The organism is Saccharothrix violaceirubra, assembly GCF_014203755.1.
Taxonomy (GTDB): Bacteria; Actinomycetota; Actinomycetes; order Mycobacteriales; family Pseudonocardiaceae; genus Actinosynnema; species Actinosynnema violaceirubrum.
On the sequence record NZ_JACHJS010000001.1, the window covers coordinates 6430280 to 6452147 of the forward strand.

Annotated in this window: 22 protein-coding genes, 1 tRNA gene and 2 pseudogenes; 10 read left to right on the top strand and 15 right to left on the bottom strand. The window is 67.2% G+C overall.

Features of this window, described 5'->3' with window-relative positions; genetic code table 11:
* Nucleotides 1-14: 14 nt before the first annotated feature.
* Complete coding sequence (locus F4559_RS29660) at nt 15-854, bottom strand: hypothetical protein (protein WP_184674317.1); 840 nt, start codon at nt 852-854, stop codon at nt 15-17.
* 102 nt (nt 855-956) lie between these two features.
* Nucleotides 957-1346 carry a DUF4345 domain-containing protein gene (locus F4559_RS29665; RefSeq protein WP_184674319.1) on the bottom strand — a complete coding sequence of 130 codons (390 nt, stop codon included), beginning with the start codon at nt 1344-1346 and terminating at the stop codon, nt 957-959.
* A gap of 111 nt (nt 1347-1457) precedes the next feature.
* Between F4559_RS29665 and F4559_RS36850 the strand changes: the two genes are divergently transcribed.
* Entirely contained in the window at nt 1458-2429 is a 972-nt protein-coding gene (locus F4559_RS36850) for an AraC family transcriptional regulator (RefSeq protein WP_184676359.1), read from the top strand.
* Nucleotides 2392-2464 (top strand) — tRNA-Arg (locus F4559_RS29675). Before F4559_RS36850 ends, F4559_RS29675 begins: the two co-directional genes overlap by 38 nt.
* A gap of 201 nt (nt 2465-2665) precedes the next feature.
* On the opposite strand, the gene F4559_RS29680 is transcribed toward F4559_RS29675, so the two are convergent.
* From F4559_RS29680 to F4559_RS29690, 3 genes and pseudogenes are all read right to left on the bottom strand, one after another.
* Nucleotides 2666-3928, bottom strand: a complete 1263-nt coding sequence (locus tag F4559_RS29680) for a tyrosine-type recombinase/integrase (RefSeq protein WP_312865886.1) — start codon at nt 3926-3928, stop codon at nt 2666-2668.
* A 100-nt stretch (nt 3929-4028) separates the two neighbouring features.
* The gene (locus tag F4559_RS29685; RefSeq protein ID WP_184674321.1) at nt 4029-4235 is read right to left on the bottom strand and encodes a helix-turn-helix transcriptional regulator; all 207 of its coding nucleotides are present in this window, start codon (nt 4233-4235) and stop codon (nt 4029-4031) included.
* Nucleotides 4236-4248: 13 nt separating this feature from the next.
* A pseudogene (locus F4559_RS29690) lies at nt 4249-4767 on the bottom strand (replication initiator); the annotation flags it as partial.
* 23 nt (nt 4768-4790) lie between these two features.
* Between F4559_RS29690 and F4559_RS29695 the strand changes: the two are divergent.
* Entirely contained in the window at nt 4791-6320 is a 1530-nt protein-coding gene (locus F4559_RS29695) for a recombinase family protein (RefSeq protein WP_184674325.1), read from the top strand.
* Nucleotides 6321-7152: 832 nt separating this feature from the next.
* Here the strand turns inward: F4559_RS29695 and F4559_RS36615 are convergent.
* The 3 genes from F4559_RS36615 to F4559_RS29710 are packed head-to-tail and all read right to left on the bottom strand — an operon-like array spanning nt 7153 to nt 9961.
* Entirely contained in the window at nt 7153-9291 is a 2139-nt protein-coding gene (locus F4559_RS36615) for an FtsK/SpoIIIE domain-containing protein (protein ID WP_184674327.1), read from the bottom strand.
* A complete protein-coding gene (locus tag F4559_RS29705) occupies nt 9288-9596 on the bottom strand; it encodes a hypothetical protein (protein WP_184674329.1) in 309 nt (102 codons plus the stop codon). The genes F4559_RS36615 and F4559_RS29705 overlap by 4 nt, the downstream gene beginning before the upstream one ends.
* On the bottom strand, nt 9596-9961 hold the full coding sequence (locus tag F4559_RS29710) for a WhiB family transcriptional regulator (protein WP_184674331.1): 366 nt from the start codon (nt 9959-9961) through the stop codon (nt 9596-9598). The genes F4559_RS29705 and F4559_RS29710 overlap by 1 nt, the downstream gene beginning before the upstream one ends.
* A gap of 896 nt (nt 9962-10857) precedes the next feature.
* Between F4559_RS29710 and F4559_RS29715 the strand changes: the two genes are divergently transcribed.
* The 6 genes from F4559_RS29715 (at nt 10858) to F4559_RS29740 (ending at nt 14740) form a co-directional block, all read left to right on the top strand.
* Nucleotides 10858-12033 (top strand): Fic family protein, encoded by a 1176-nt coding sequence (locus F4559_RS29715; protein WP_184674333.1) that lies wholly within the window; start codon nt 10858-10860, stop codon nt 12031-12033.
* Complete coding sequence (locus tag F4559_RS29720; protein WP_184674335.1) at nt 12030-12284, top strand: transcriptional regulator; 255 nt, start codon at nt 12030-12032, stop codon at nt 12282-12284. The genes F4559_RS29715 and F4559_RS29720 overlap by 4 nt, the downstream gene beginning before the upstream one ends.
* Nucleotides 12285-12343: 59 nt before the next feature.
* Nucleotides 12344-12955 (top strand): hypothetical protein, encoded by a 612-nt coding sequence (locus F4559_RS29725; protein WP_184674337.1) that lies wholly within the window; start codon nt 12344-12346, stop codon nt 12953-12955.
* Between the two features lie 104 nt (nt 12956-13059).
* Entirely contained in the window at nt 13060-13284 is a 225-nt protein-coding gene (locus F4559_RS29730) for a hypothetical protein (protein WP_184674340.1), read from the top strand.
* Nucleotides 13285-13317: 33 nt separating this feature from the next.
* Entirely contained in the window at nt 13318-13764 is a 447-nt protein-coding gene (locus F4559_RS36855) for an Imm1 family immunity protein (RefSeq protein ID WP_184674342.1), read from the top strand.
* Nucleotides 13751-14740, top strand: coding sequence for a phosphotransferase family protein (locus F4559_RS29740; RefSeq protein ID WP_184674344.1), 990 nt, complete (start codon nt 13751-13753; stop codon nt 14738-14740). Before F4559_RS36855 ends, F4559_RS29740 begins: the two co-directional genes overlap by 14 nt.
* Here F4559_RS29740 and F4559_RS29745 read toward each other — a convergent pair.
* The 7 genes and pseudogenes from F4559_RS29745 to F4559_RS29775 all read right to left on the bottom strand — a co-directional run bounded on the left by F4559_RS29745 (nt 14737) and on the right by F4559_RS29775 (nt 20957).
* Nucleotides 14737-16077: an NsdA family TPR-like regulatory protein gene (locus tag F4559_RS29745; RefSeq protein WP_486374937.1), complete on the bottom strand. Its 1341-nt coding sequence runs from the start codon at nt 16075-16077 to the stop codon at nt 14737-14739. The genes F4559_RS29740 and F4559_RS29745 overlap by 4 nt on opposite strands.
* Before the next feature lie 467 nt (nt 16078-16544).
* A pseudogene (locus tag F4559_RS29750) lies at nt 16545-17606 on the bottom strand (replication initiator); the annotation flags it as partial.
* A 26-nt stretch (nt 17607-17632) separates the two neighbouring features.
* Complete coding sequence (locus tag F4559_RS29755; protein WP_184674351.1) at nt 17633-19093, bottom strand: FtsK/SpoIIIE domain-containing protein; 1461 nt, start codon at nt 19091-19093, stop codon at nt 17633-17635.
* A gap of 270 nt (nt 19094-19363) precedes the next feature.
* Nucleotides 19364-20032: a helix-turn-helix domain-containing protein gene (locus F4559_RS29760; protein ID WP_184674353.1), complete on the bottom strand. Its 669-nt coding sequence runs from the start codon at nt 20030-20032 to the stop codon at nt 19364-19366.
* A complete protein-coding gene (locus F4559_RS29765) occupies nt 20019-20288 on the bottom strand; it encodes an AMED_5909 family protein (RefSeq protein WP_184674355.1) in 270 nt (89 codons plus the stop codon). The genes F4559_RS29760 and F4559_RS29765 overlap by 14 nt, the downstream gene beginning before the upstream one ends.
* A complete protein-coding gene (locus tag F4559_RS29770; protein ID WP_312865887.1) occupies nt 20285-20500 on the bottom strand; it encodes a hypothetical protein in 216 nt (71 codons plus the stop codon). Before F4559_RS29770 ends, F4559_RS29765 begins: the two co-directional genes overlap by 4 nt.
* Before the next feature lie 4 nt (nt 20501-20504).
* Nucleotides 20505-20957, bottom strand: a complete 453-nt coding sequence (locus tag F4559_RS29775; protein ID WP_184674357.1) for a plasmid replication, integration and excision activator — start codon at nt 20955-20957, stop codon at nt 20505-20507.
* Between the two features lie 162 nt (nt 20958-21119).
* On the opposite strand from F4559_RS29775, the gene F4559_RS29780 reads away from it, so the two are divergent.
* Nucleotides 21120-21863, top strand: coding sequence for a DUF5919 domain-containing protein (locus F4559_RS29780; protein WP_184674359.1), 744 nt, complete (start codon nt 21120-21122; stop codon nt 21861-21863).
* Nucleotides 21864-21868 lie beyond the last annotated feature (5 nt).

Below are 21868 nucleotides of genomic sequence, written 5' to 3' on the forward strand. Positions count from 1 at the left end.
GCTATCGACCCCGGTCACGGCAGGGGCTTGGCGCCGTTCCCGTGCGGCAGGCCGACCTGTTCGGCGAACTCGCCGGCGACCGACGAGCCGCCGTAGACGCCCAGCGCCTTGGCCAGGTGCAGGCGCAGGTCCTGGCGGTGGCCGTCGGACAACGTGGGCAGCGCGCTCTCGAAGCTCGTGACCAGCGTGTCAGCCCAGTGCGCGTCACGCCGCTCGGACGCGATGCGGACCAGGGCCGCGAGCTGCTCGGCCAGCGCCACGGCCTGCTCGACCTGGTAGCCGTTGCGGTACAGCCACCAGATCGTCGCCGTGGACAGGTCCGTGAGCACCTCGTCGCGCAGGTAGCGGATCTCGGCGCGTTCGGCGTCACGCTCGGCCTCGCGGACCGTGAGGGCCTGGTGCAGTTCGACGTGCTTGCGCGCCATCTCCAGATCACCGGGGTCGACGGTCAGCTCCACGTCCTCGGCGCGGGCCCACACGTGGGTGCCCTCGACCTGGCGTTCGGCGGACAGCTCGTCGCCGAGCTGGTGGCGCAGCGGCGCGTGGTGCACGAGCATGGCCCGCTCGGTGAGTGCCCTGGCCCGGCGCACGAGGTCGTTGACGGCCGCGCTGCGGGGCGCGTTGTGGCGGGCGTTCGAGTGCATGTCCAGGCGCCAGCAGACCGTGAACGACGCCCGGAAGTCCAAGCCGTGGACGGCGCTGGGCAGCGGCGTCTCGAACGGGTACTCGTGCGACGACTGGGCGGGCACGAACGTGAACTCCTCGGGCGCCGGACGGTCTTTCCGGCGCCGGAACCAGGCGCCGACCGCGCCCAGTGGTCCAGGTCGGAAGTCGGGCCAGGGTCTACCGGTCATGGGACGGCTCTCCGTGCAGTGGTCGGTGGCTCCTCCTTACCTCAGCACACGGACGTGGAGAAGGAGGGTGGTCCCACATCCCCCGAACAGCCCACCCCGGTTCTACGCGTGGTACACGGCCCGGCCGCCGGACGGGTGACGCGCCACCAGGACGCAGGCCACTCCCAGGACCAGCTCGGCGACCGTCGCCGCGACCAGCGGCGCGGCGGGCAGGCCGTCCACCGCGGCGCCGTAGAGACGGGCGAGCCCGTAGCCCAGGTAGAGCACGGCGCCCGTGAGCGCGGCGGGGACCGCGAACCCGCGCCGGAACGCGCCGAGGCCCATCAGGAACGCGGCGGCGAGCACGCCGCCGCCGGCCGCGCGGACCTCGCTGAGCAGGTTCGGGCCGTCGAGCGTGATGCCCGTGGTGGCGTGGAAGGCGTGCGGGAAGAACAGGGTGCCGATGCCGACGGCGGCGGCGACCAGCGCCGAGATGATCAGAACGGTTCTCATGCGTTCAGCTTCGGCGCGGTCTTGGTGGGAGGCCATGACCGCGCCGCCGCGCCCGTTTGCCGATCGTCCACGGCCGTGGATTCGCGGTCGGCGCCGGCGCAGGATGACGACATGGACCCCCTCGGCGAGGCACTGCACCTGCTGCGACTGACCGGCACGCTGTACTGCCGCGCGGAGCTGACCGCGCCGTGGGCGATCGCCGTGCCGGAACTGCCGGGGCTGATGGCGTTCCAGGTGGTCACGTCCGGGCGGTGCACGCTGGAGGTGGAGGGGCGGACGTGGGAGCTGGAGCAGGGCAGCCTCACGTTGATCCCGCACGGCACCCCGCACCGGTTCCACAGCGGGGGCGGCGGGCCTTACACGCCGCTGTTCGACATCCCCGTGGACCAGGTGAGCGACTGCTACGAGTTCCTCGACTTCGGCGGGGGCGGTGCCCGGACGTCGGTGACCTACGGCGTGGTCCGGTTCGACCACGTGGCGGCCCAACGGTTGGTGGCGTTGCTGCCGACCGTGCTGCACGTGGACACGTGGGACGAGGACACCACGGGGTGGCTGCACAGCACGTTGCGGTTCATCACGCGCGAGGCGGCGGCCCTGCGGCCGGGCGGCGAGACCGTGATCACGCGCCTGGCCGACATCCTGGTCGTCCAGGCGATCAGGACGTGGCTGGACACGGCGCCGGAAGCCCGCGAGGGCTGGCCGGCGGCGCTGCGCGACCCGCACCTGGGCCGGGCACTGAACGCCATCCACCGCCACCCCGAGCGGCCGTGGACCGTGGCGTCGCTGGCGGCGGTCGCGGGAATGTCGAGGTCGTCGTTCGCGGCCAGGTTCACCGCGCAGACCGGGGAACCACCCCTGCAGTACCTGACCAGGTGGCGCATGCAGGCGGCGCGCACCCACCTGTCCACCACCCGGGACCCGCTGTCGTCCGTGGCACACCGCTACGGGTACCGGTCGGAGGCGGCGTTCAGCAGGGCGTTCAAACGCACGTACGGCACCCCGCCCACGACCCACCGCCACCCTGCCGGGTACCCTGAGGCGCCACGCCCTCGTAGCTCAGGGGATAGAGCATCGGTTTCCTAAACCGTGTGTCGCAGGTTCGAATCCTGCCGGGGGCACTCACCTTTCGCCGGGTGAATCAGGCCCTGAGCTGCGGCAACGCGCTCGGGGCTTGATCTTTTCCGTCAGTCGCCGTCAGCGGGAATCTGTCCCTGTTTGCCGCCATCCACGGACTCACCACGGACTGGCTGTGCCCAATACGTGCCCAAGCGGAAGGCCCCCGGAGTGCTCCTCCGAGGGCCTTGCTCCCGAGTTGCGGGTCACGCTTCGAAGAGACCTTCGATGGTCTTGTTCACGGTCTCTCGCTGCCCGTCGATGCACTTCGCGTAGACCTTCAGGAGCACGTCCACCGAGTGCCCCGCACGCTCAGCGACCTCGGTAGCCGGGACGCCTCCGTTCAGCCAGAGCGACACTGCGGCGTGCCGAAGGTCGTACGGCCGGGCTGCCAGCGGAGATGCCACTTGGGCAGGCGTCAGGGCGTACTGACGGGCCTCCTCCCACACCCGGTAGTAGGTGGAGGACGACACCACCCCGCCACTCGGCGACCTGAACAGCCGCCTGTCCGGACCGACCCCGTACCGGTCGAGGTGATCACGCAGGATGCGGACGAGAACCGGTGGGATCGGTACCGGCCGCACATCCTTCCGCCCCCGGTGCTTCAGCCCACGCCGGTCGTGAACCTCACCGGAGTCCGTCCACCGCTTCCCCGCCGCCGGCCGCGACTCACCGAGCATCAGGAGGCCCCAGCCCTCCTCGGGCAGGGTGCAGTCATCCTCTCGGAGCGCCAGGCCCTCAGCGGGCCGAGCAGCGGCGTAGTAGCCGGTAGCGAAGAACGCCGCCAGGTGCGCGCCCCGGTCCAGGTTCCGCCGCCCGACGTAGGTCACCGCCGTCAGCAGCCGAGCCACCTGGCCGGGGTTGGCCACCACTCGCGGGTCAACCTGTTCGACCACCTTCGCGGCCTTCCGCTTCACCCTGGTCAGCGGGTTGTCCGGGATCAACTCCCGCTCGACCGCGTAAGACAGCAGGTTGAACAGCACCGCCCGTTTCCGCTGGTAGACCGTGGCCGCAGCCGCCTTCCCGTCCAACTTGGCTGCCAGCTCATCCAGCAAGCTCCGCAGCAGGACAGCGTCCGTCACCTCGAACAACGGCCGCGAGTTCCGCACGAGCCAGTCAACGACCTCCCGCTCCTCCCCCGACAGCTCAAGATCACGAGTCGTCGGAGGCAACAGATTCCGCGACAGCACACCCCGCAGCTCCGTGACCGCAGGTCGCCCGACACCGTCCTTGACGAACGCAGCAGCCGCAGTCGCCAGCGCTTCCACAGTGCTACCCCGAGTCGTAGCGGCAGCGTCAGGCCACTTCAGATCCATATAGGACTGTGAGAACTCCAAGAACGACAAAGAGTTTCGCCGTCGAAGCTCCGAGACGGGAAGCCCTGTCTCCACATCGAACGGCTCACCATCCCGGACCGCCTGCATCAACTCGGACAGCCGCCAGTGGCCAACGGCTTGTTGGCGTACCACTCCGAGTGTTCCTTCTTGTCTGTCAGCCACCGGACCGCCCACGGCCGCTTACGCCCAGCCCGCTTCTTGATCTCCCAGAACTTGACCTTGAACGTCGTGGTCATGCCGCCGCCCCGTACAGCGACTCCAGCCAGGCCACGAAGTCCGCCCGCCGGCACCGCAGCTCCCCGTTCGGAAGCGGGAAGCAGCGCGGCCCCTTCCCGGTCTGCCGCCACTTGTAGAACGTGTCCCGCGAGACCCCGCCCAGGGCCTCCAACATCTCCGGGACGGTCATCAACTGCCCTAGCTCACGCACCTTGCCGTTCATCCCATCCCCCTGTTTACGCAGCTTGCGGAGTTGCCGAATGGTTGGGAGGACTGGCCGAGGCCAGCAGCGCGGCTGTGTATTCGGCTTTCCATCGCCTTCGTTCGGCCACGGCGCGCATCAGCAGGTGTGCCCGTGGCGGCACGTTCGGGTCCCCTGGTCGGACGTTGTGCCACGCGACCCGTCGGGGCTGTTCGTCCTGGGCGATGCCGACGTCGGCCAGGAGTTGCCGAACGAAGGCCACGCGGTCGTGCTTGTGATCGGCGAGGGACTTGCCCGACCACTTGCGCGACACCAGCACCCGCCGCCCCGCCACACCGAGCGTGGACCGCTTGTGCGCCTTGCCCTTGCACTTCCCCGGCTCCATCGACACCCGAGCCCCACGCGGCTGAACGCCGTAGAGCAGCCAGACCGGGCACTGCGGCGAGCAGGGCGTGACAGCCAGCTCCGCACACAGCCTCTCGGCGTGTTCCTCCTGGCGGGTGGTCCGCGCGTCGTGACAGTCACCGATGCTCTTGGTCAGGTACTCGGTCAATCTCTTACTGCACACTGAGTGTCATGGCCACCTCACGCCCCCGCCGCGCTGGCGGACGCACCCAACTGGACATCGTTCCCGATCAACTGATCTGGGCTCTGTACGGCCGTGACTCGCTCGACCCGAAAGGGACCGCAGTACGGGTCACCAACCAACTAGCTGAGCTTCGCCCGTTTGCCCTGGGAATCGGCGGACGAATCGGCGAGGAATACCCGGAGAACAACGTATCTGCGTTCAAACGCGTGAAAGTGATGCTCCCGGACGAAACCTACGGCTACCGTGTCGTACGACCAGACTGGGATTCCATGATGACCGCGCTGCGGCGCGGCGAGTACAACGCACTGGCGTTGCCGAACATCGACCGTGGAATGCGCGACCCGCGCGATCTGGAAGACCTCATCGACCTGGTCGAACAGTACGGCGTCTACGTCGTCGGAATGACCGGCACCATCGACCTTACCACCGACGAGGGTATTTCCAGCGCGCGCCGCGAGGTTGACCAGCGTAACCGCGAGTCCCGGAATACCTCACGGCGCATGGCGGACGGCAACCGAAAAGCCGCCATGGCCGGAAAGCAACACGGCGGGGCGAACCGGCCATTCGGGTGGCGCAAGGACCGGACCACCATCAGCAAACGAGAGGCCGCGCACATCCTCCGCGAAATCCCCCGCCTGCTCGGCGGAGTGCATCCGCGCACGATCGCAATCGAATGGGGGGAGCGCGGCATCCCCACGATCGCGGGTGGAAAATGGCGGATGATGACCATCCGTCAGATTTTCACGAACCCCCGGCTGTGCGGATGGCGAGCCTACCTCGGCGAGGTGTTGCGTGACGAACACGACAACCCCGTACAGGGGCAGTGGGAACCCATCATTACAGTGGAACAACATCTCGCACTGGTCGCGAAACTCATCCCTTCAGACTCGCCTGAACTGCCTAAACGAGGAAGGGGGCATGTCACCCGACGGCTGCTGTCCCCCTTTGCCCGGTGCGGGATGTGCAACTCGAAAATGACCGGCGGGAGTCGCAAGGAAAAGAAAACCGGCGAACGCATCCCGATCTACAAGTGCCCACCCCCCGGATTCGGCGGATGCGGCCGCGTGTCCCGCACCTGTGCCCCTATCGACCGATACATCACCGCATTGGTCCTCGCGGAGCAGAGTAGAATTCAACTCGGACGCGCGGACGAATTGCCACCATGGGGCAGGGAGGCGGAACTAAAGGCCGTGACCGACCAGATCAAAGAGTCCACCACGGCCTACAAGAAGAAGCTGATATCAGGTGGCCGCTACTTCCCGTTGATGGCAAGTCTGGAAGCCGATGAAAGCAAGCTCCGTGCCGAGAAACGCAAGTACGAGGCAAAGCGGCAGGCGCGCGTGTCGCGTGCCGCGAACCTGGAAGCGGAATGGAGCCGACCAGACTTCACCCTGGAACAGAAGCAGGCGGCGATAGCCCGCAGCCTCACCGCCGTGATCATCCACCCCGCACCCCACCCGGGGGCACGATTCACCCCCGATCAGATCACCCCGGTGTGGCGGGAAGACGACGAATGACGATCGGCAAACAGCAGCAATCGACATCCCCGCACACGGAGAGGCCCCGACGCCAACGTCGGGGCCTCTGCCATTCAATGAGGGGCGCCTACTCCTCCCAGCGAATATCAAGTCCGTAGATGGCTGCCACCGACCGTGCCCACTTCCGTGACCGGGGAGGCGCATTCCTCAACTGCTCCCGCGCCCACTCCTCGGGCGAGGGCACCGGTGTAGGTCCTGAACCACGCTGCCCGCCCGCCCCGACGTCGGACGGAACTCCGGACCGCCCACGGCGTTTCGTGCGCCGTACGGCCCTCTGAGGCCGTTCCACGGCGCCGCCGCGCCCATCGTCGTCACCCTGTCGGGGCTGCGGCACCGCCGCGTACCCGCTCGGGGCGGTGACCGGTCCGTCCCCGGCCTGCCCCGACCCCCCGGAATCGTCTCCCGAATCGTGAACCTGTCGATCATCGCTGCTTCCCTGGACCTGGGTGGATTGAGTCGCTTGTGAACGATCAGCCGCCGTGGACACCACCCCCGCCTGACCGAGGGAGGGAGGCCACACCACAGCCCGGCACGCAGCGAATCCGGCCCGTTCGGGCCACTCCGCCGGGACCCTGCCGCACACTCCCTGAACCGCATTCGACCAGGTCAACCCATGGAGGAGCCACCGGGGACATGGGAGGGACAACTCCCTGCCTCCCCGGTACCTTCCCGACCGAGAGAACGCCCTGGCGGCCGACCAGGATGACCGACCGCGACCGGCCAACACACGTTCCGCTGACGTCCGCCCGGATCGCGACCGGCCAACAACCGGAAACCAGATTCATCGTCATCGTGTTGCCCTTGGCCCCTCTCAGTCATCAGAGGCCAGGTCGCGGCGGGAGATCGCCTCGGCGACATCGGCAGCGCGCAGAACCATCGTGCCGTCGGACTTGTAGGCACGGATTCCGTAGCTGCGAAGTGTCGCACGCAGGTCTCGGAGGCTCCATGGTTCGTATTCGCGAGGATTGTGTGCAGCAAGGCGTGCGAGAATGACTTGAGTGCGGACACGTGGTTCCTCTCCGATTATCGAGTAGATGTCTTTCAAGTGATCAGCCGGTGTCGTGTCGATCTCCTTGCGGGTGCCGCCGGTCGTGACCACTGTGCGTTTCGCGTCCGTCATGTGGGCCATGGCCCGTGCGATGACCGGGCTCACCAGGTCAGCCCCGTCCTCGAACGGCACGTAGAACGTGCGCACCAGTTCGAATGTCGCGTCTGTGATGCCGACGGCGACGCAGGTTCCCCGGTCGGTGCGCATCCGTAGTTCCGTCGCGCGGATTCCCGCCCGGTACTTCCCGGACCCGAGAAGCCCGTCGTTGGCGATGTGGTCGGCGACCGCGAACGCGGCGCCGCACGAGATGTTCCGGGTGATCTCCTTGGGAATGCTGTCCTTGGTGGGTGACTGCGTGGCCAACATCAGAGTGATTCCGTACTTGCGTCCGCGTTTGATCAACCGGACGGCGAACTCCTCGGCCTTCCTGCCGTAGGTGGGGTGTTGGAACAGTTCGTGGCACTCGTCGACCGCCAGGATCAGCGGATGCAGTCCCAAGGCGGGTTTGTCGGCCAGGCGCCGGGAGACCTTCGGCGGACGTCCGGGCTGTTCCCCGAGAATCCGGCCGCGTCGTTCCATCTCGGAGCACAGGTCTTCCAACGCCCGCACGGCGCCGGCCGCGACGGTGTCGTCCAAGCCCATGCGGTAGCGGCTCAGGCGCGGCCTCAGGGGCTCGAAATCGGGGCTCTCGCCCATGACGAACACCCACAGTTCGCATGTGGGGTCCAGCGCCGCGCCCAGCAGCAGCACTCGGAGCAGGTTGGTCTTGCCCTGCCCCGGCCGGCCGCCGATCAACCAGTTGGACTCGGGCAACGGCGGGGCGACGACCACCCCGCGCTGCGACAGTCCGACGGGGACCCCGTCGAACACGTCCACGGTTCCCTCGTGCAGCAACGGCCAGTCGCCCGCGCCGCCGGAGAGCGTGCCCTTGTCGGCGACCCACAGGTCCAGCACGCCGTCCTCCTCGCCGGTGGTCGGCCAGGTCTCCAACGACGACCTTCCGAGGTTCGCGGCCAGCACCCGGCGTCGGTCGCAGACCATGTCCGCCGTGACCCCCAGCGGCAGGCGGATGCGGGCGTGGGTACCGTCGCCGTCCCGGCGCGCGGGCACGGTGTAGACCAACTCGCCGCCGCCGCGCAGGAACGCGTTCAACGGCGCGATCCCCAGGTGTGCCAACGCCTTGGAGATCATGCGTTCGTCCACCCAGGACCCGTCGTCGTCGCGGTCGGGGCGGGTGATCCAGGACGCGCCCGGTGTGCGGTCGCGTCCCTCCCACACCGCCGCGCACACCAACGCGCACACCGTCGACCGCCACACCCACGGCCACCCCCCGGCCACCCCGTGCCCGATCGCGTCCCGCACGGCGTACACCGCGCGCAACCACCCCGGCATGACCTCGCGCCCGGCGACCATCTCGCCCAGTGCCAGCAGCACCAGCACCACGGTGGTCACGGCCGCGCCGACCACCGTCCGCCGCACGACGGTCCCGGCCTTGGCCCAGCGTGCGCGCGCGTCGGCCCGGATCGTCTCCTGCGCGGTGCGCCGGGCCTGCACATCCCCGGCCAGCCTCGCCGCACGGGCATCGGCGCGCAGATCCGCGTGCGACCCCCACCGCCACCCCTTGGCACCCCACCGACCCACACCGCGCACCAGGAACCACACCAGCCGCACGGCGTCACGCGGAGCCTGACGCACCCGGTACCCGGCCACCGACCGGGCGTGGACCACGGCCGGACACCGCACCACCGCACGCACCCGGCCCCCGGCCACGCCGGCCACCGCACGCCACCGCGGAAAGGTAAGCCGCGGCACACTTTGTCCCTGTGGCACAACGGTTTCGTCGTCGATCATCTCGCCGTCGAACACCATCGGCACCATCTCGCGTTCCGGACGACGGGTCATCGCCGGTCCCTCCGACGGTCGTCGACGACGGTGACGGTCACCGCGCGCACCAACGACCACGACGCGACCAACGCCGGCAGCCCCAACGCGGCGACCCGCACCACCGTCGTGGTGTCCGGGTGGGTCAGCGCCAGCCACTGGCACGTGACGATCACCGACGCCCCGACCACCGTCCGCCCGGCCAACGAGAACACCCGCACCCCGCCGGCCCGCGACCGCCGCACCGACCGCCGCCGCCACACCACGACGAACACCAGCACCGCCACCGACCCGGCCACCGCCGTGAGCACCCCGCCCGAGGCCATCAGCGGCCCCCCGCCGGGCGTGCGCCGTCACGCCGGTCCGACCACGAGACGAACACCGCCGGGAGGTCCATCGGGGCCACCGGACCCCACACCCCCGTCGTGGCCGTACGTCCCGCCCGAAGTTCACGCAGGTCCCATTCCAAGCACTCCCGCTGCACCGGGCAGCCCGCGCACACCCGCGCGGCGAGCGCCCGGTCCGCCCGGTCGTCGCCGGTCCACCCGGGCGCCTGGTCGCCGGTCGCCAGCCAGCCGCACGACCCGTCGACGCGCACGGCGTGCACCAGCTCGGCGTCCGCCAGCCCGGCGACCCGGTCCAGGTCGACCGCGACCCGGTCGAACACGTCCCCGCTGTCGGTGTCGGTCATCGGCGCACGCCCCGCTCCGGGGACTCCACGAGCCGGGCGACCGCGCACGCCGGCACCCGTATTACCCCGCCCCTGCCCGCCACCGTCGGCAGCAGCCCGGTCCGGACGGCCCGCCACACCCCCGCTTCCCCACATCCCAACAACCACGCCGCTTGCCTGATCGTCAGCGAATTCGAACGCGACAATTCCATGATTGGTGTCCTTTGGCCGATGAACGCGGCTCGCGGGACCGCGAGCCGTCGCCATCGAGTAACCGCCGGCCGGCACCCTGGCGACCATGACGGATCGGGAATGTCCTCATGTCAGCGGAGGAATACCGCAGGTCACCGTGGGCGCGGCGGGACGGGGTATTCCGAGAAGGAATTTCGACCGGCCGGATACTCATCTCGGGAATGTCACGGCGACTGCCCGCCGACCGGCTGTCGAGGACGGCGCCGGGTCGGGACCCCACACCGGGCGGGGTACTCCGATCGGTGTAGCCGGTTGGAGTACCCCAGGGGTACTGACCAGCGGTTATTCCTGTACCAGAGTGTCCCATTCCCAGATTGACATAGACCCCGACCAGTGACAGGACCCATGGTGGTGCCGACCGAACCCAGCGTCACCGATAGGCCCTTAGGAAAGGCAGGATGCGCCTTGTCCGGCAGGCTGTTCAAACCGTTCGTCGATCTGGAGATGCTGGCCCGCATGACCCTGCGTGAAATCGCCCGAAACGCATTCAGGAGTGATTACCACGCTGATCTATCTCGTGTCCGACGGCTACGCCCCCCATCCTCATGGGGTGCCCGCCACGGAGTTTCCGCGCCTGGTGTTCATCTCATTCCTCAGGAATCCAGATCATGACCGCAGAGCACGCGCCGTGGCATCACCCACGCCGCAACGACACAGAACACACCGTGACCGAGAGGATCAGGGCACACGACGTCGACGACCGTCGACATCGAGCCTTGGACGATGCCTTCCACCTGCTCAGCCTGCCCACAGTCGATCCGCTGGCACCCGCGCGAAGGCTGGCCCTCATCGCCCGACTGATGGCCCGCTCGGGTCGACGTGTCGGGGCCGCCCACCATGCCGACCTGGCGCGGCGCGCACTTCCGCTCGGGGGCGGTCGTGAGGCCGTCCGCGTCACCGATGTCCTGCACCGGGTGGAGGACGAGTGCGTCGCCCGCGTCGAGTCGGGCACCCCGGCCGGGTCGAACCGCCCCCGGCGTCCCCGCGTCACGGGGTTGAGCGCACCCACCAGCTATGCCCTCGGCCGCGCACGGGAAGCGCTGCTCTGGCTCGACAGCACGGTGGAGACGTCCCGCTTCACCGCACGGTGGCCGCGCACCGTGATGATCCGCGAGGCCCGCGATTCCGCACGACTGGACGGCCTGCCCGTCGCGTTGGTCGAACTCCTGCACCAGGCCCTCTACCGGGCGCACCCGACGCACGTCGATTCCGACCTCAGCCCGTACTTGAAGGGCGTTGAAGGCCCCGCCTCGCCGACCTCGTCACCGGAGCCGGGCATGCCCACGACTCTGGTCCTCACTCACGTCCGGCGCCTGGTGAATCCGCAGGCCACAGCGGGGGCCCGCCACGCCCAACGCCTCGGTCTGGTCGCGGACGCCGTCCACGACGGCCTGCTCTCCCGCCCCGTCCTCCCGTTCACCGGCTGGCTGGCCGACCACGCCGAGACCTTCCGGCACCTGACCGGCACCGCCACGACCACCGCCGGCACGGACGGTCTCGTGCGGTTCCTGGCGGAAGGGATCGTCGCCGCCTGCCACCACGAGATGGCCCTGATCAACGCCCTTCCCGGCCTGTACGACCGCCTCGCCGGGAGACTTCCCCACAACCCCAGCAGATTTCAGAGAAGCGTGCTGGCCGACCTGGTGGCACATCCCGTCACCAGCGGTCCGGACCTGGTGCGCCGCCACAACATGACCTCACGCACCGCCGTCAACACGATCGCGGCGTTCCGCGACGCCGGAATCCTCCTTCCCCACGGCACTACGAAATACGGCCGAACCGTCTACTGCCCGGCCGCACTCGAACTCGTCCACCACCACGACACGACGGGACGACCATGAGATACACCGTCCGCCTGCGATCAGGCGACTTCACCAAAGCGGCCACCCTCGCGGGTCTGCGCTCCGACTACGCCCGATCCAAGGCCATGGGCGTCAACCGGTCGACCGTCACCCGCGTCCTCGCCGGCGAACTCCGACCCGGAGCGGCCTTCATCGCCGGAGCCCTGGCCGCACTCCACCCCATGGACTTCAAGGACTTGTTCGAAGTCATCGAACATGGCCCAGCTCGTGGCACGACCCAAAACCGCTAGTGCGGCACGTGAGCCACCGATCACTGCCACATCATCAACCTTCCAGAAAATTCGACGAAGTGACTACCACAGTGACCGACACCCACTCACGTTCGCTCCACGTCCCCTACATCACCGCGTGGTCCGCAGAACAGACCGAACCCCACGATCTGGTCGCCCTGCCCGGAAACACCGGCATCGGATACCGCGACGAACGTCCCCGCGACCGCGACCACAACGGTGTCCTCTGGCGCCGGGTACCGCTCGCCCGGAACCAGGGAAAGCCCCTGTTCGGCGTCGTCCACTCGCCCCGCCAACGCCGCGCGATGCACAAGCTCCTCTGCCAGGTCTGCGCCCACCCCGCCGACACCGACCCGGACGGCACCCTCTTCGTACTACCCGACCACCGGACCGACTGGGCCGACTGGCCGGAAGGCATGGCCTGCACCGAACCGCCCGTCTGCGCCGACTGCCTCACGCTCTCGACCCGCCTGTGCCCGGCGCTGCGACGCGGTCACGCCGTGGTCCGCGTACGAAACGCACCCATCGTCGGAGTCCACGGCGCACTCCACATCGCTTCACCCACCGGCGTGCGGGCATGGAAACCCACCATCGTCACGTTCGACGACCCCGCACTTTCCTGGGTCCTCGCTTCCCACCTGGTTCGGGAACTCCGAGACGTCAAGTCGTAACGCTGAGGCGCTCGGAAATCTGACTGACCAGGAACCGCACTGCCGAACCGGAACTGCACTGTTTTGGACAAGCTTGAAGATCGTGAAGACCTAAAAGGGGAGTTGTGACCGAACAGTCGGAAAAGGCCCTGACGTTGACGCTCGAACTCGAACCACGCATTGCTTTTGCTCTGACGACGGTCGCGAGGCTGGACCAAGTAGAGATCGCCGAAGCGCTACAAAGGCTGATCTCTGTAGGCTTCGAGGTTTACGCGGCCGAGAAGCTTGACGGCCTGGCGGTCGCGATTCAAAACAGAAGCTGGCTGGAGCCGATTTTCCTGCCACGGTAGTTCGCCTGCCAAATCGTTCCGGTAAGGGTCGAAATGATCGTCACCGCTTCACTCACGACGGGTATCGTGACCGTACTTCGCGGAGAGGAAGCATTCTGCGAGTTTGCGGAGAAGCTTCTGATAACCCCACATCCTATGTGGGAGTCAGTCATGTCTATTGGCGATCAAGAGTACTTCGCGGAACCGTTGACCGGTGGTCCTGTCCCGAACCACCAACTTCGGATAAGCGTCGACCCTGTCGCAGGGTTTGCGGCTCTGAACTACTGTGACCATGACGACGACGCAATGCCACTGGCAAACTCGTACAACCCTGGCCACCCGTCCCCTCAGGTTGACCTGATTTTCAGCGGCGCCACTGGGGCCGTGTTCCCACGGTCCGCCGCTGTACCAATTGAGGACGCACGGAAAGCGCTGCATGAGTGGTTCCGGACCGGTTTAAGGCCACGGTGTATCAAATGGAGGCCGTATGATCAGTTCTGAACTGGATCATCGGCGAGCCGCGCGTATTCAACCCGGACAAGGTAACCTCGGGGATGTGAACGCTTCGACTGAAGGCGATGCCACGGGCGACTTCTCGTCCGGCCACACGGGCCGAGCTTTGCGGGCCGCATGCGAAGCTGCTGGCCTTAACGCAACGGGCGCATCTCTCATCCGGACCGGTGAGAACGCACTATACGCATTGGCCGATGAGCCGATTGTCGTGCGAATCGCTCGCACTATGGACTACATGGCGCAAGCTCGAAAAGAGGTCCTTGTATCCGACTGGCTACAAGGTGTTGGGTTTCCCGCCGTGCGTGTCGCCGACGTCGATAATCAGCCGTTGAGCGTAAATGGGCACCCTGTGACGTTCTGGCAGTTCATACCGGGAGGCAGTGCGCCGAAAGATCGAGTAGATATTCTCGCTCAGCTATTGCGTAGACTGCACAGTTTGCAGTTGCCTTCCGATCGCGTCATTCCTCAGTTCAGATTTGGCGACCGCGTGAAGTCCCGGCTTGAAAAGTCGGACGCCCCTGTCGAGGATGTCACGTTTCTTCTTGAGCGCTTCGAGTCGCTAGCGGCCCAGGTTCGGGATCTGGATTTCCCGCTCGACCCATGCATCGTGCACGGCGATGCGCACATGGGAAATGTCATGCTCTCGGACACGGAAAATCCTATCCTGATCGACCTTGAGAATGTCGGCATTGGCCAACCGGAATGGGATCTAACGGTGGCAGCGGTCGAATGTGCGACCGCAAAACTGATGTCTGTCGAGAAGTATGGAGAGTACGTCGAGGCGTATGGGTTCGACGTTACCCGGTGGTCGGGGTTCGATGTCTTGCGGCAGATTCAAGAGATTAAAATGACAACTTGGCTCATGCAAAACATCCGCCACTCCCGTGAGATACTCGACGAGTTCAGTGCGCGCGTTTATGCACTGAGGAACGGACATTCGGGCCGGGTGTGGAGACCTTTCTAAGATTCCAAGCTGAGGCGTGGGTAGTGTGCTCGAAGCAAGTCGAAAACCTGCGACCCCTTTCCTGGGTGGCGGGTCTTCAACGCTGCTTGAAAGTCGGTCAGGTACTTGACGTACCGTGCCGATTGCAGGGAGACGTTTGTCTCTATGGCCTCAGTTGCAAGCGCAATAGCTGATTCAAGATCGCCGTCCGCCAAGGCCCCTGAGGCCGCTACCATCCGAATAAAGCTCCGGGTCCTAGGCGGGGTACGGTCTGGATCGATCGCTAGTGTTGAGAATCTTGAGACTTGACCTGGTTCGCCGATAGCCAGGAAGCAATGTGCGGCCTCGCCGGCTAGTTCATGCTGGTCGAAGTAGCTAATCCATGCTGGGTCGTGATCGATGTCGCGGGTGTTAAAGACTTTTTCAACGGTGTTCAGTGACGCCACCATGCCGAGTTTGTCGCCCAGACTGGCGCGGGCGCGGGCTTCCATTGCGTGAATCATCGCTTGAAGCGTCTTACTCGGATTGTCTCGTGTGACGTCAAGCGCCTGTTGCGCAAGCTTTACTGCGTCATCAAACCTGCCCATATAGTTTGCTTGATGTGACATGTTCGCGAGAATCACGCCCACCATCGAACTGTCCCGTGCTTCATGTGCTATCCGAAGGGCTTGCGTGAAGTATTGTGCTGCGGTGCCATGCCTTCCGGCATCGTAAGCGGTCCACCCTATTAGCCGAAGAAGTTCCGCGGCTGCACTGAATATTTCCTGCCTTAGCGAGACGTCTGCATAGTGCCAACTCAAAAGCGGGGCTACTTCGTTCTGGAAGTAGTGCATGACCAGTCGTCGCGCATGGCCGCCGCCGCGCTTGAAGTCCATCATCTGTAGGTCGGCGGTTGTCTCGCGGATTATTGCAGGCAAGACGCGTTGTGGAAGTGACCCTGCCCCCAAGAAGAGGCTGTCCGTTAGAACGCTTCCTGTTAGCGGGTCTGCGTCTTCGAAGACGAGAGTTGGTGGAACCGAGAAGTTGTCAAGGGTGCTGCCGAGGCTTACGTTTTCAAGGTGACCGTGTTCTTCGATCCTGAACCAAAGCTGCTTCTGCGGAAAGTGCAGTGTTTTGGCGTAGAACCGAAGACGGTCAATGTCCAGTTCGGGGGTTTTCGCATTTTCTAGTTTACTTACGGCCCCCTGTGTCATCCTCAACCAGCGCGCCATTAGCTCTTGACTCAGGGCGCCGCCGAATAGCTGTAGGTGGCGTGGGTGGTGTCGGTATACTTTAATAACCCTGCCGACGTGCTGACTATCGAATGCGGCGTGGAAATCCGCCGTCTCGTAGAAGTCCGGTTTTACCACCGGCGGCATATGCAACTGGTCATGGTGACGCCTGCGGCAGTTGATGCAGGTCTGTGCAGTGTTGTCGGCTGCGAGTGGTTTCCCGCACCCTACGCATGATCGACTACCAGGTCGCTGACTGGTATCGCTCATAGGGAGTACTCCCTGGCAGCTCTTCAGGTGGCCCTTGGGCCATCCAGCGTACTCTCACCCTTCGTATCGGTGCCCTTACCTGGCCCAGTTGACCAGGGCGCATCGGCTTACGGGCCGTATCAGGCAGCATGGTTGGTCCAATATGGACATTCTGAGCGTGCGGGTGGCCGGGACTCCAGCGGCTAACGATCTTGGGAAGTCGGCGGGTGGTCCAGACCACCGATGATCGAACAGCGGGTCTCGCAGGTGGGACGCGCAGAGGTCCGGAGCTAAATACTTGATGATCTTGACATATGCCCAGGTCAGAGCTGCTCTGTAGTCACCAGTAAGAGATTGGCGGTTTACTTCGTCAGGTAGCCGATGTGGCGTCCGGCTTCCTCGGTGCCGCCGAGGATGCCCTTGGAGTGCACCTGGACGCCGAACCGGGCGACGTGCGCGGGTTCGTCGACCTGGTCCAGGGCCTCTGCCCAGGTGGGCAGGGGTGTCCGCGTGGTCGGGTCCACGAACCCCTTCGCGCGGGCATCCCACACGGGCAGGTGGTCGCCGCCGTACTTGATCTCGTCGTGGGCGGGCCACCACACCTGGTGGTAGGTGGCCCGGGCGACCGCCCGCAGCTCGGCACGCGGGATGCTGCCCCGGATCGCGGCGTGCCAGTGCGGAGCCAGCCGTCGCTGTGGTTCGACGGTGGAGAAGTACTGGACGTCCCAGCCCACGCAGCGCCGCAGGTTCTGCACGAACCGGTCCAACAACGCGGCGAAGTGCACCGCGTCCCGCGCCGCCCGCCGGTAGTCGTACGTCGTCGGGTCGACCGGGGTGCCGTCGCCGTGGACCGGGCCGTAGCTGTCCAGGGTGAGCGTGAGGAACGTGGACGGCTGGTACCGGCCGCCGAACACCCTGCCCACCGTGCGTTTCGCGACCGGACGACGGGGCAGGTTCGGTGCGTCCTGCCTGCGCCTGGTCGACCGGCGCGCGATCCGAGGGCGCGGGTCCAGGGGCGGGAGGGCACCGCGGATTCCCAGTTGCCGAAGTTCGGCGTCCACCCCGGCGACTTCGTCGCGGACTTCCTCCGCCCCGGTGTCGTCCCCTTCGTCCACGGCACGCCGGTACGCCTGGACCAGGTCGGCCCGGTAGGTCGTGAGTGCCTTCTGGTCGTCGGTGGGCGGGTCGGGGGTGAAGTCGGGTTCCTGGGCCAGGTGCCACCCTTCGCGGCACTGGGCCATGCGCAACCGGCGGTTGCGTTCCGCGCAGGACGGGCAGACCGCCGCGATCGTGGACCCGCACGCCACCGGCACGATCTCCACCCGCCCGGTGTCCAGGTCGACCCGTTCCCGTGCCAACGGACGCACGCACACGCCGTGTTCCTCGGCGACCGCCCGCACCACGTCGAACGCGACCGGGTCGCGCATGCGGTCGGCCCGTGTCCGGTACTCGTTCACGCCGCCTCCTGCCACTGGTCGCCGTCGTCGGGCAGTTCGTGGACCTGGCCGTAGGTCAGGTAGTCGCGCAGCTCCACCAGATCGGCATCGGTCACGTGGAAGGCGCGGGCACGCTCCGGTTCGCGGCGGTCGTCCTGCTTCACCCAGGCGACACCGGGGGTGTCCTCGCCGATCTCATGCGCGGCAGCCCCGCGTTCCCGCACGCCGTCGCCGAGGACCATGTCCACCTGGCCCGGTTCGTCCAGGCGCAGCGCCACACGGGTGGAGAACAGGTGCCGGAACCCGACGACCTCCTTGCGCGGGTCCTGCACCAGACCCACCACCGCAAAGCCCGGCGCCCGGCCCTGCGAGGTGATCGTCTGCACCGCCCGCACCGCGCGTTCCCGCAGGCCCTTGTCCGGCTGGTAGGCGACCAGGTCCGCGAGTTCGTCCACCACCAGCACGGTGAACGGCTCACCGGCCGACCGCGTCCACAGGCGTCGGACACCCCGGTAGCGGGAAGCGCGTTCCTTGACCTCAGCGGCGACGGCCTCCAACAGCGCGACCGCGTCGGGTCCGTTGTCGTAGACGACGCGGTCGAACGCCTCCGGGCACTGCCCCAGCTCCATCCCGCCCTTCGGGTCGATGCCGACCAGGCGGACCAGACCCGCCCGCACCGCCGGGGCCAGGAACCAGATCAGCGACCACAGCACCGAGCCCTTGCCCGCGCCGGGCACGCCGACCACCAGGACCTGGGCGCCCAGCAACCGCAGCCGCCACGGACGCCCCGACTCCGTCACGCCGACGACCACCCGGCGGAAGTCCACCTCGACCCCGCCCAGCGGCGGCACGGCGACCGGCCGGGCCAACGGGTCCGAGTGCACGAGGTCCAGCTCCACCACCCGGGGCCGCAGCACCCGCACCCGACACGACCGGGCGCCGAACGAGTGCGCCAACCCCTCCCGCCGCGCCTCCCACGCCTCCGGCGCCTGGCCGGGAACCATCCGCACCCGGACCCGGTCCCGCCACCCCTCCGACCGCACCCGCCGCAACCGGGGCCGGTACTCACGCCCCCGGTCCCGACCGACCAGGCCCGACAACCGCACCACCGACCGCCACCGGGGCACGTACACCGTCGCCCGCCGCCACTCCGTCACCACCCGCAGCCAGAACCACCGCAGGAACGACCGCCGCCACAGCCCCCACCACAACTCCAGGGCCGCCACCAGCGACAACAACGCCAGGACCAACGGCGACAACCCGAACCGCCACCAGACCCACGCCGAGCCCGCGAGCACCACGGCGGCGATCGGGTACCGCAGCACGACGAACACCAGCCGCACCACCGCCACGACCAGCGACCACACCAGGAAGACCAGCACGGCCAACCACCGCAGCCGTCCCGGCATCAACATCCACCACGGCACACGCGGCCGGGCGCCCTCGAACGGGGCCGGATCGACCCACCGCCCGCTCATCGCGCACCCCCGGCAGCGGTGCGGTCGGACGGCTTCCACTCGGTTGGGGCAGTGCCGCGACTTGACGCGCCACCCCCGGGGAGCACTACGCTTGACATGACCGAAACCCCTTGTGTGTCAACGAAAACGCGTGAGGAAACCGGTCGATGTGTCGTCGGTGGACAGTCCCCGGGCCCGCCAAGACTTGAGGACTTCCGCCGACGACCACACCACCGGTGGTCGTCCTATTCGGTTGGACGAGGGGGCACGGCCGACGCCGCACCCCGACCGTCATCCGTTGTTCTCGAACCTCTCCCGCCAGGCCGCGCGCCCGGCGTCGGTCAGCCGGAAGAACTTGCGCGGAATCGACCGCGTGGCGTCCTCCTCGATCCGCACCGTCAGATGCCCCACGGCGACCAGATCACGGCACACCAGCCGCACCGTCGAGCAGTTCAGCCCCGCCGTGTCACCCAAGTCCCGGGCCGTCCACGACCGACGCCCACCGGCCAACAGCCGACCCACGACCTGTTCCAGCGAGTACACCGAGTACCCGATCGCGTCCGTACTTCGGGCGAGCCCGTCGGCCAGCCGCGCACCCATCACCGCGTCCGTCAAGGCATCCGCCCGGTAGAACCGGTCCCGCCAGACCGACACCCACGCCGTGACGCACTCGGGCCGGACCCGGTAGAGCTTGGTCGGCAGAAGGCGGCTCGGTTCGCCCTGTTTGTGGCTCACCCTGGCCTGACCCGACGCCGCGAGATCCGCGCACACCAGGCGCACCGTCGACCGCTTGACCCCGCTCTCCCGAGCCAACTCCGAGACCGACCAGACACGCTCCGGATCGGCGGTCACCGCGTCCATCACGACCACGAACAACCGCACCGAGTAGTCCGCCGGCTTGCTCCACCCGAACCTGGCACCCCGCACCCACGGCGTCGAAGCGGACTCACTCGTCGTCATCGCCCGACACCTCCCCCGAGCCACCCATGAGGGCGTCAAGCCGGTTGCGCTCGCACTGCGCCCACGCCCTGGCCTCGTAGTGGTGCCGCTGATCGGCCTCGGCGACCTGGTCGTAGACCTTCGCCGCAGCCTGGTGGAACGACACCCACACCGACGCCTCCGCATTCGGAGCGGGCATCACCCGCCCCAACGCCTCATGCGCCCCGGTCAACGTCCGTGCCTCGTGCGCAGCAGCCCACCGCTTCGCCGCGTTCACAACATCCCACCGCTCTCCGGCTCCTTGCTCTCCAAGGCCGACTGAGCCTCCGCGAGTGCGGCCATCAGCCTGGGCAACGCGCCCCGGTCGACCACGAGGACGGCCGGGAACGCCTTGCCGAAGCGCAGCTCCACCCGATCCGCGAACGGCAGGGCGACCGGCCGGATCGGCAGGTCGGCGGTCACGTGGACCCGCACCATGTCAGGAGCCACGCGGTCACGCGGCCTTGGAGGAGGTCTTGACGACGACCGGCTTCATGCCGGACGCGCGCAGGCTGTACCCGAGCTTGGCCCGGCACCGGTGCCGCTCGCCGCCGTGGCTCCCCCGGCACGTCTTGTCGTCGATCCAGGGCGTGACCGTCAGCCCCTCGAACACCACCGGCCGGACATCCGTCCCCGGAATAGCCTCCGGCGGGACCGGCCGGTGGGCCGCCGCGATCTTCACCGTGACCGCCGCGTCCGACTTCCGGTCCGCCGCCTGGTCGATGACCAGCACGGACCAGACGAGCATGCCCGTCTCCTTGTCCGTCTCCTGTTCGACCGGCAGCCCCTTCGTCCGTTCTTCTGCGGACTGGAACTTGAGCACCGGCTCAACGCCCATCACCAGCGCACCGCGCGGAAATACGAAGTCGTGCGGCGTGGGAAGCCTGCTTCCACCTGTGATCGCCACCGTCTTGCTCCTCGTGATCAGTGTCGGCCGGACCCGACGTCCGGCACCTCGACAGCGATCACTTTCCGCTGAAATCGAGGACGCAAGCACCGCATAGCGGGACTTCTGAGGACGTCCCTGCTAGCTTGAAGACGTCCCTAGCCGTCTCCACAGGAGTGCACAGTGGCCAACGAACGCCTACGAGAAGCGTTGCTGCGCAACGGTTTGGACCTCGACCACGTCGCGCGGGCAACCGGCGTGGACCCCAAGACGGTCGAACGCTGGATCACCAAGGGCCGCGTCCCCTACCCACGCCATCGCCATACCATCGCCTCGATGGTCCGCGAAACGGAGAACTACCTCTGGCCCGATGCGGTGGCCGCGGACCGCAAAGTCGAGATCGCCGAGTCCGAAGTCGTCAAGGTCTATCCCCACCGCAACAACATCCCGGCAGACCTGTGGGACCGCCTACTCGGCGACGCCACCAAACACATCGAGGTCTTGTCCCTGGCAGCCCTGTTCCTGGTCGAACGCCCGACGTTCGCCAAGGAACTGCGCAACAAGGCCGCGACAGGCACCCGCGTCCGTCTCCTCTTCGGCGACCCCGCCGCCCGCGAGGCAGCCCGCCGCAGCGAGGAGGAGCAGTTGGGCAAAGGCACCGTCGCAGCCCGCATCCGCAACGCCCTGGCCTTCGTCCGCCCGCTGGCCGAAGTCCCCGGCATCGAGGTCCGCCTACACAAGACGACCCTCTACAACTCGGTGTTCCGCTTCGACGACGAGATGATCGTCAACACCCACGTCTACGGCTTCCCCGGCGCCCACGCCCCCGCGCTCCACCTGCGCCGCCTGTCCGCCGGGGACCTGTTCGAGACGTACTCGGAGAGCCTGGAGACCGTCTGGGCGGGCGCGAAGCGCGCCACGTTCTGACAAGG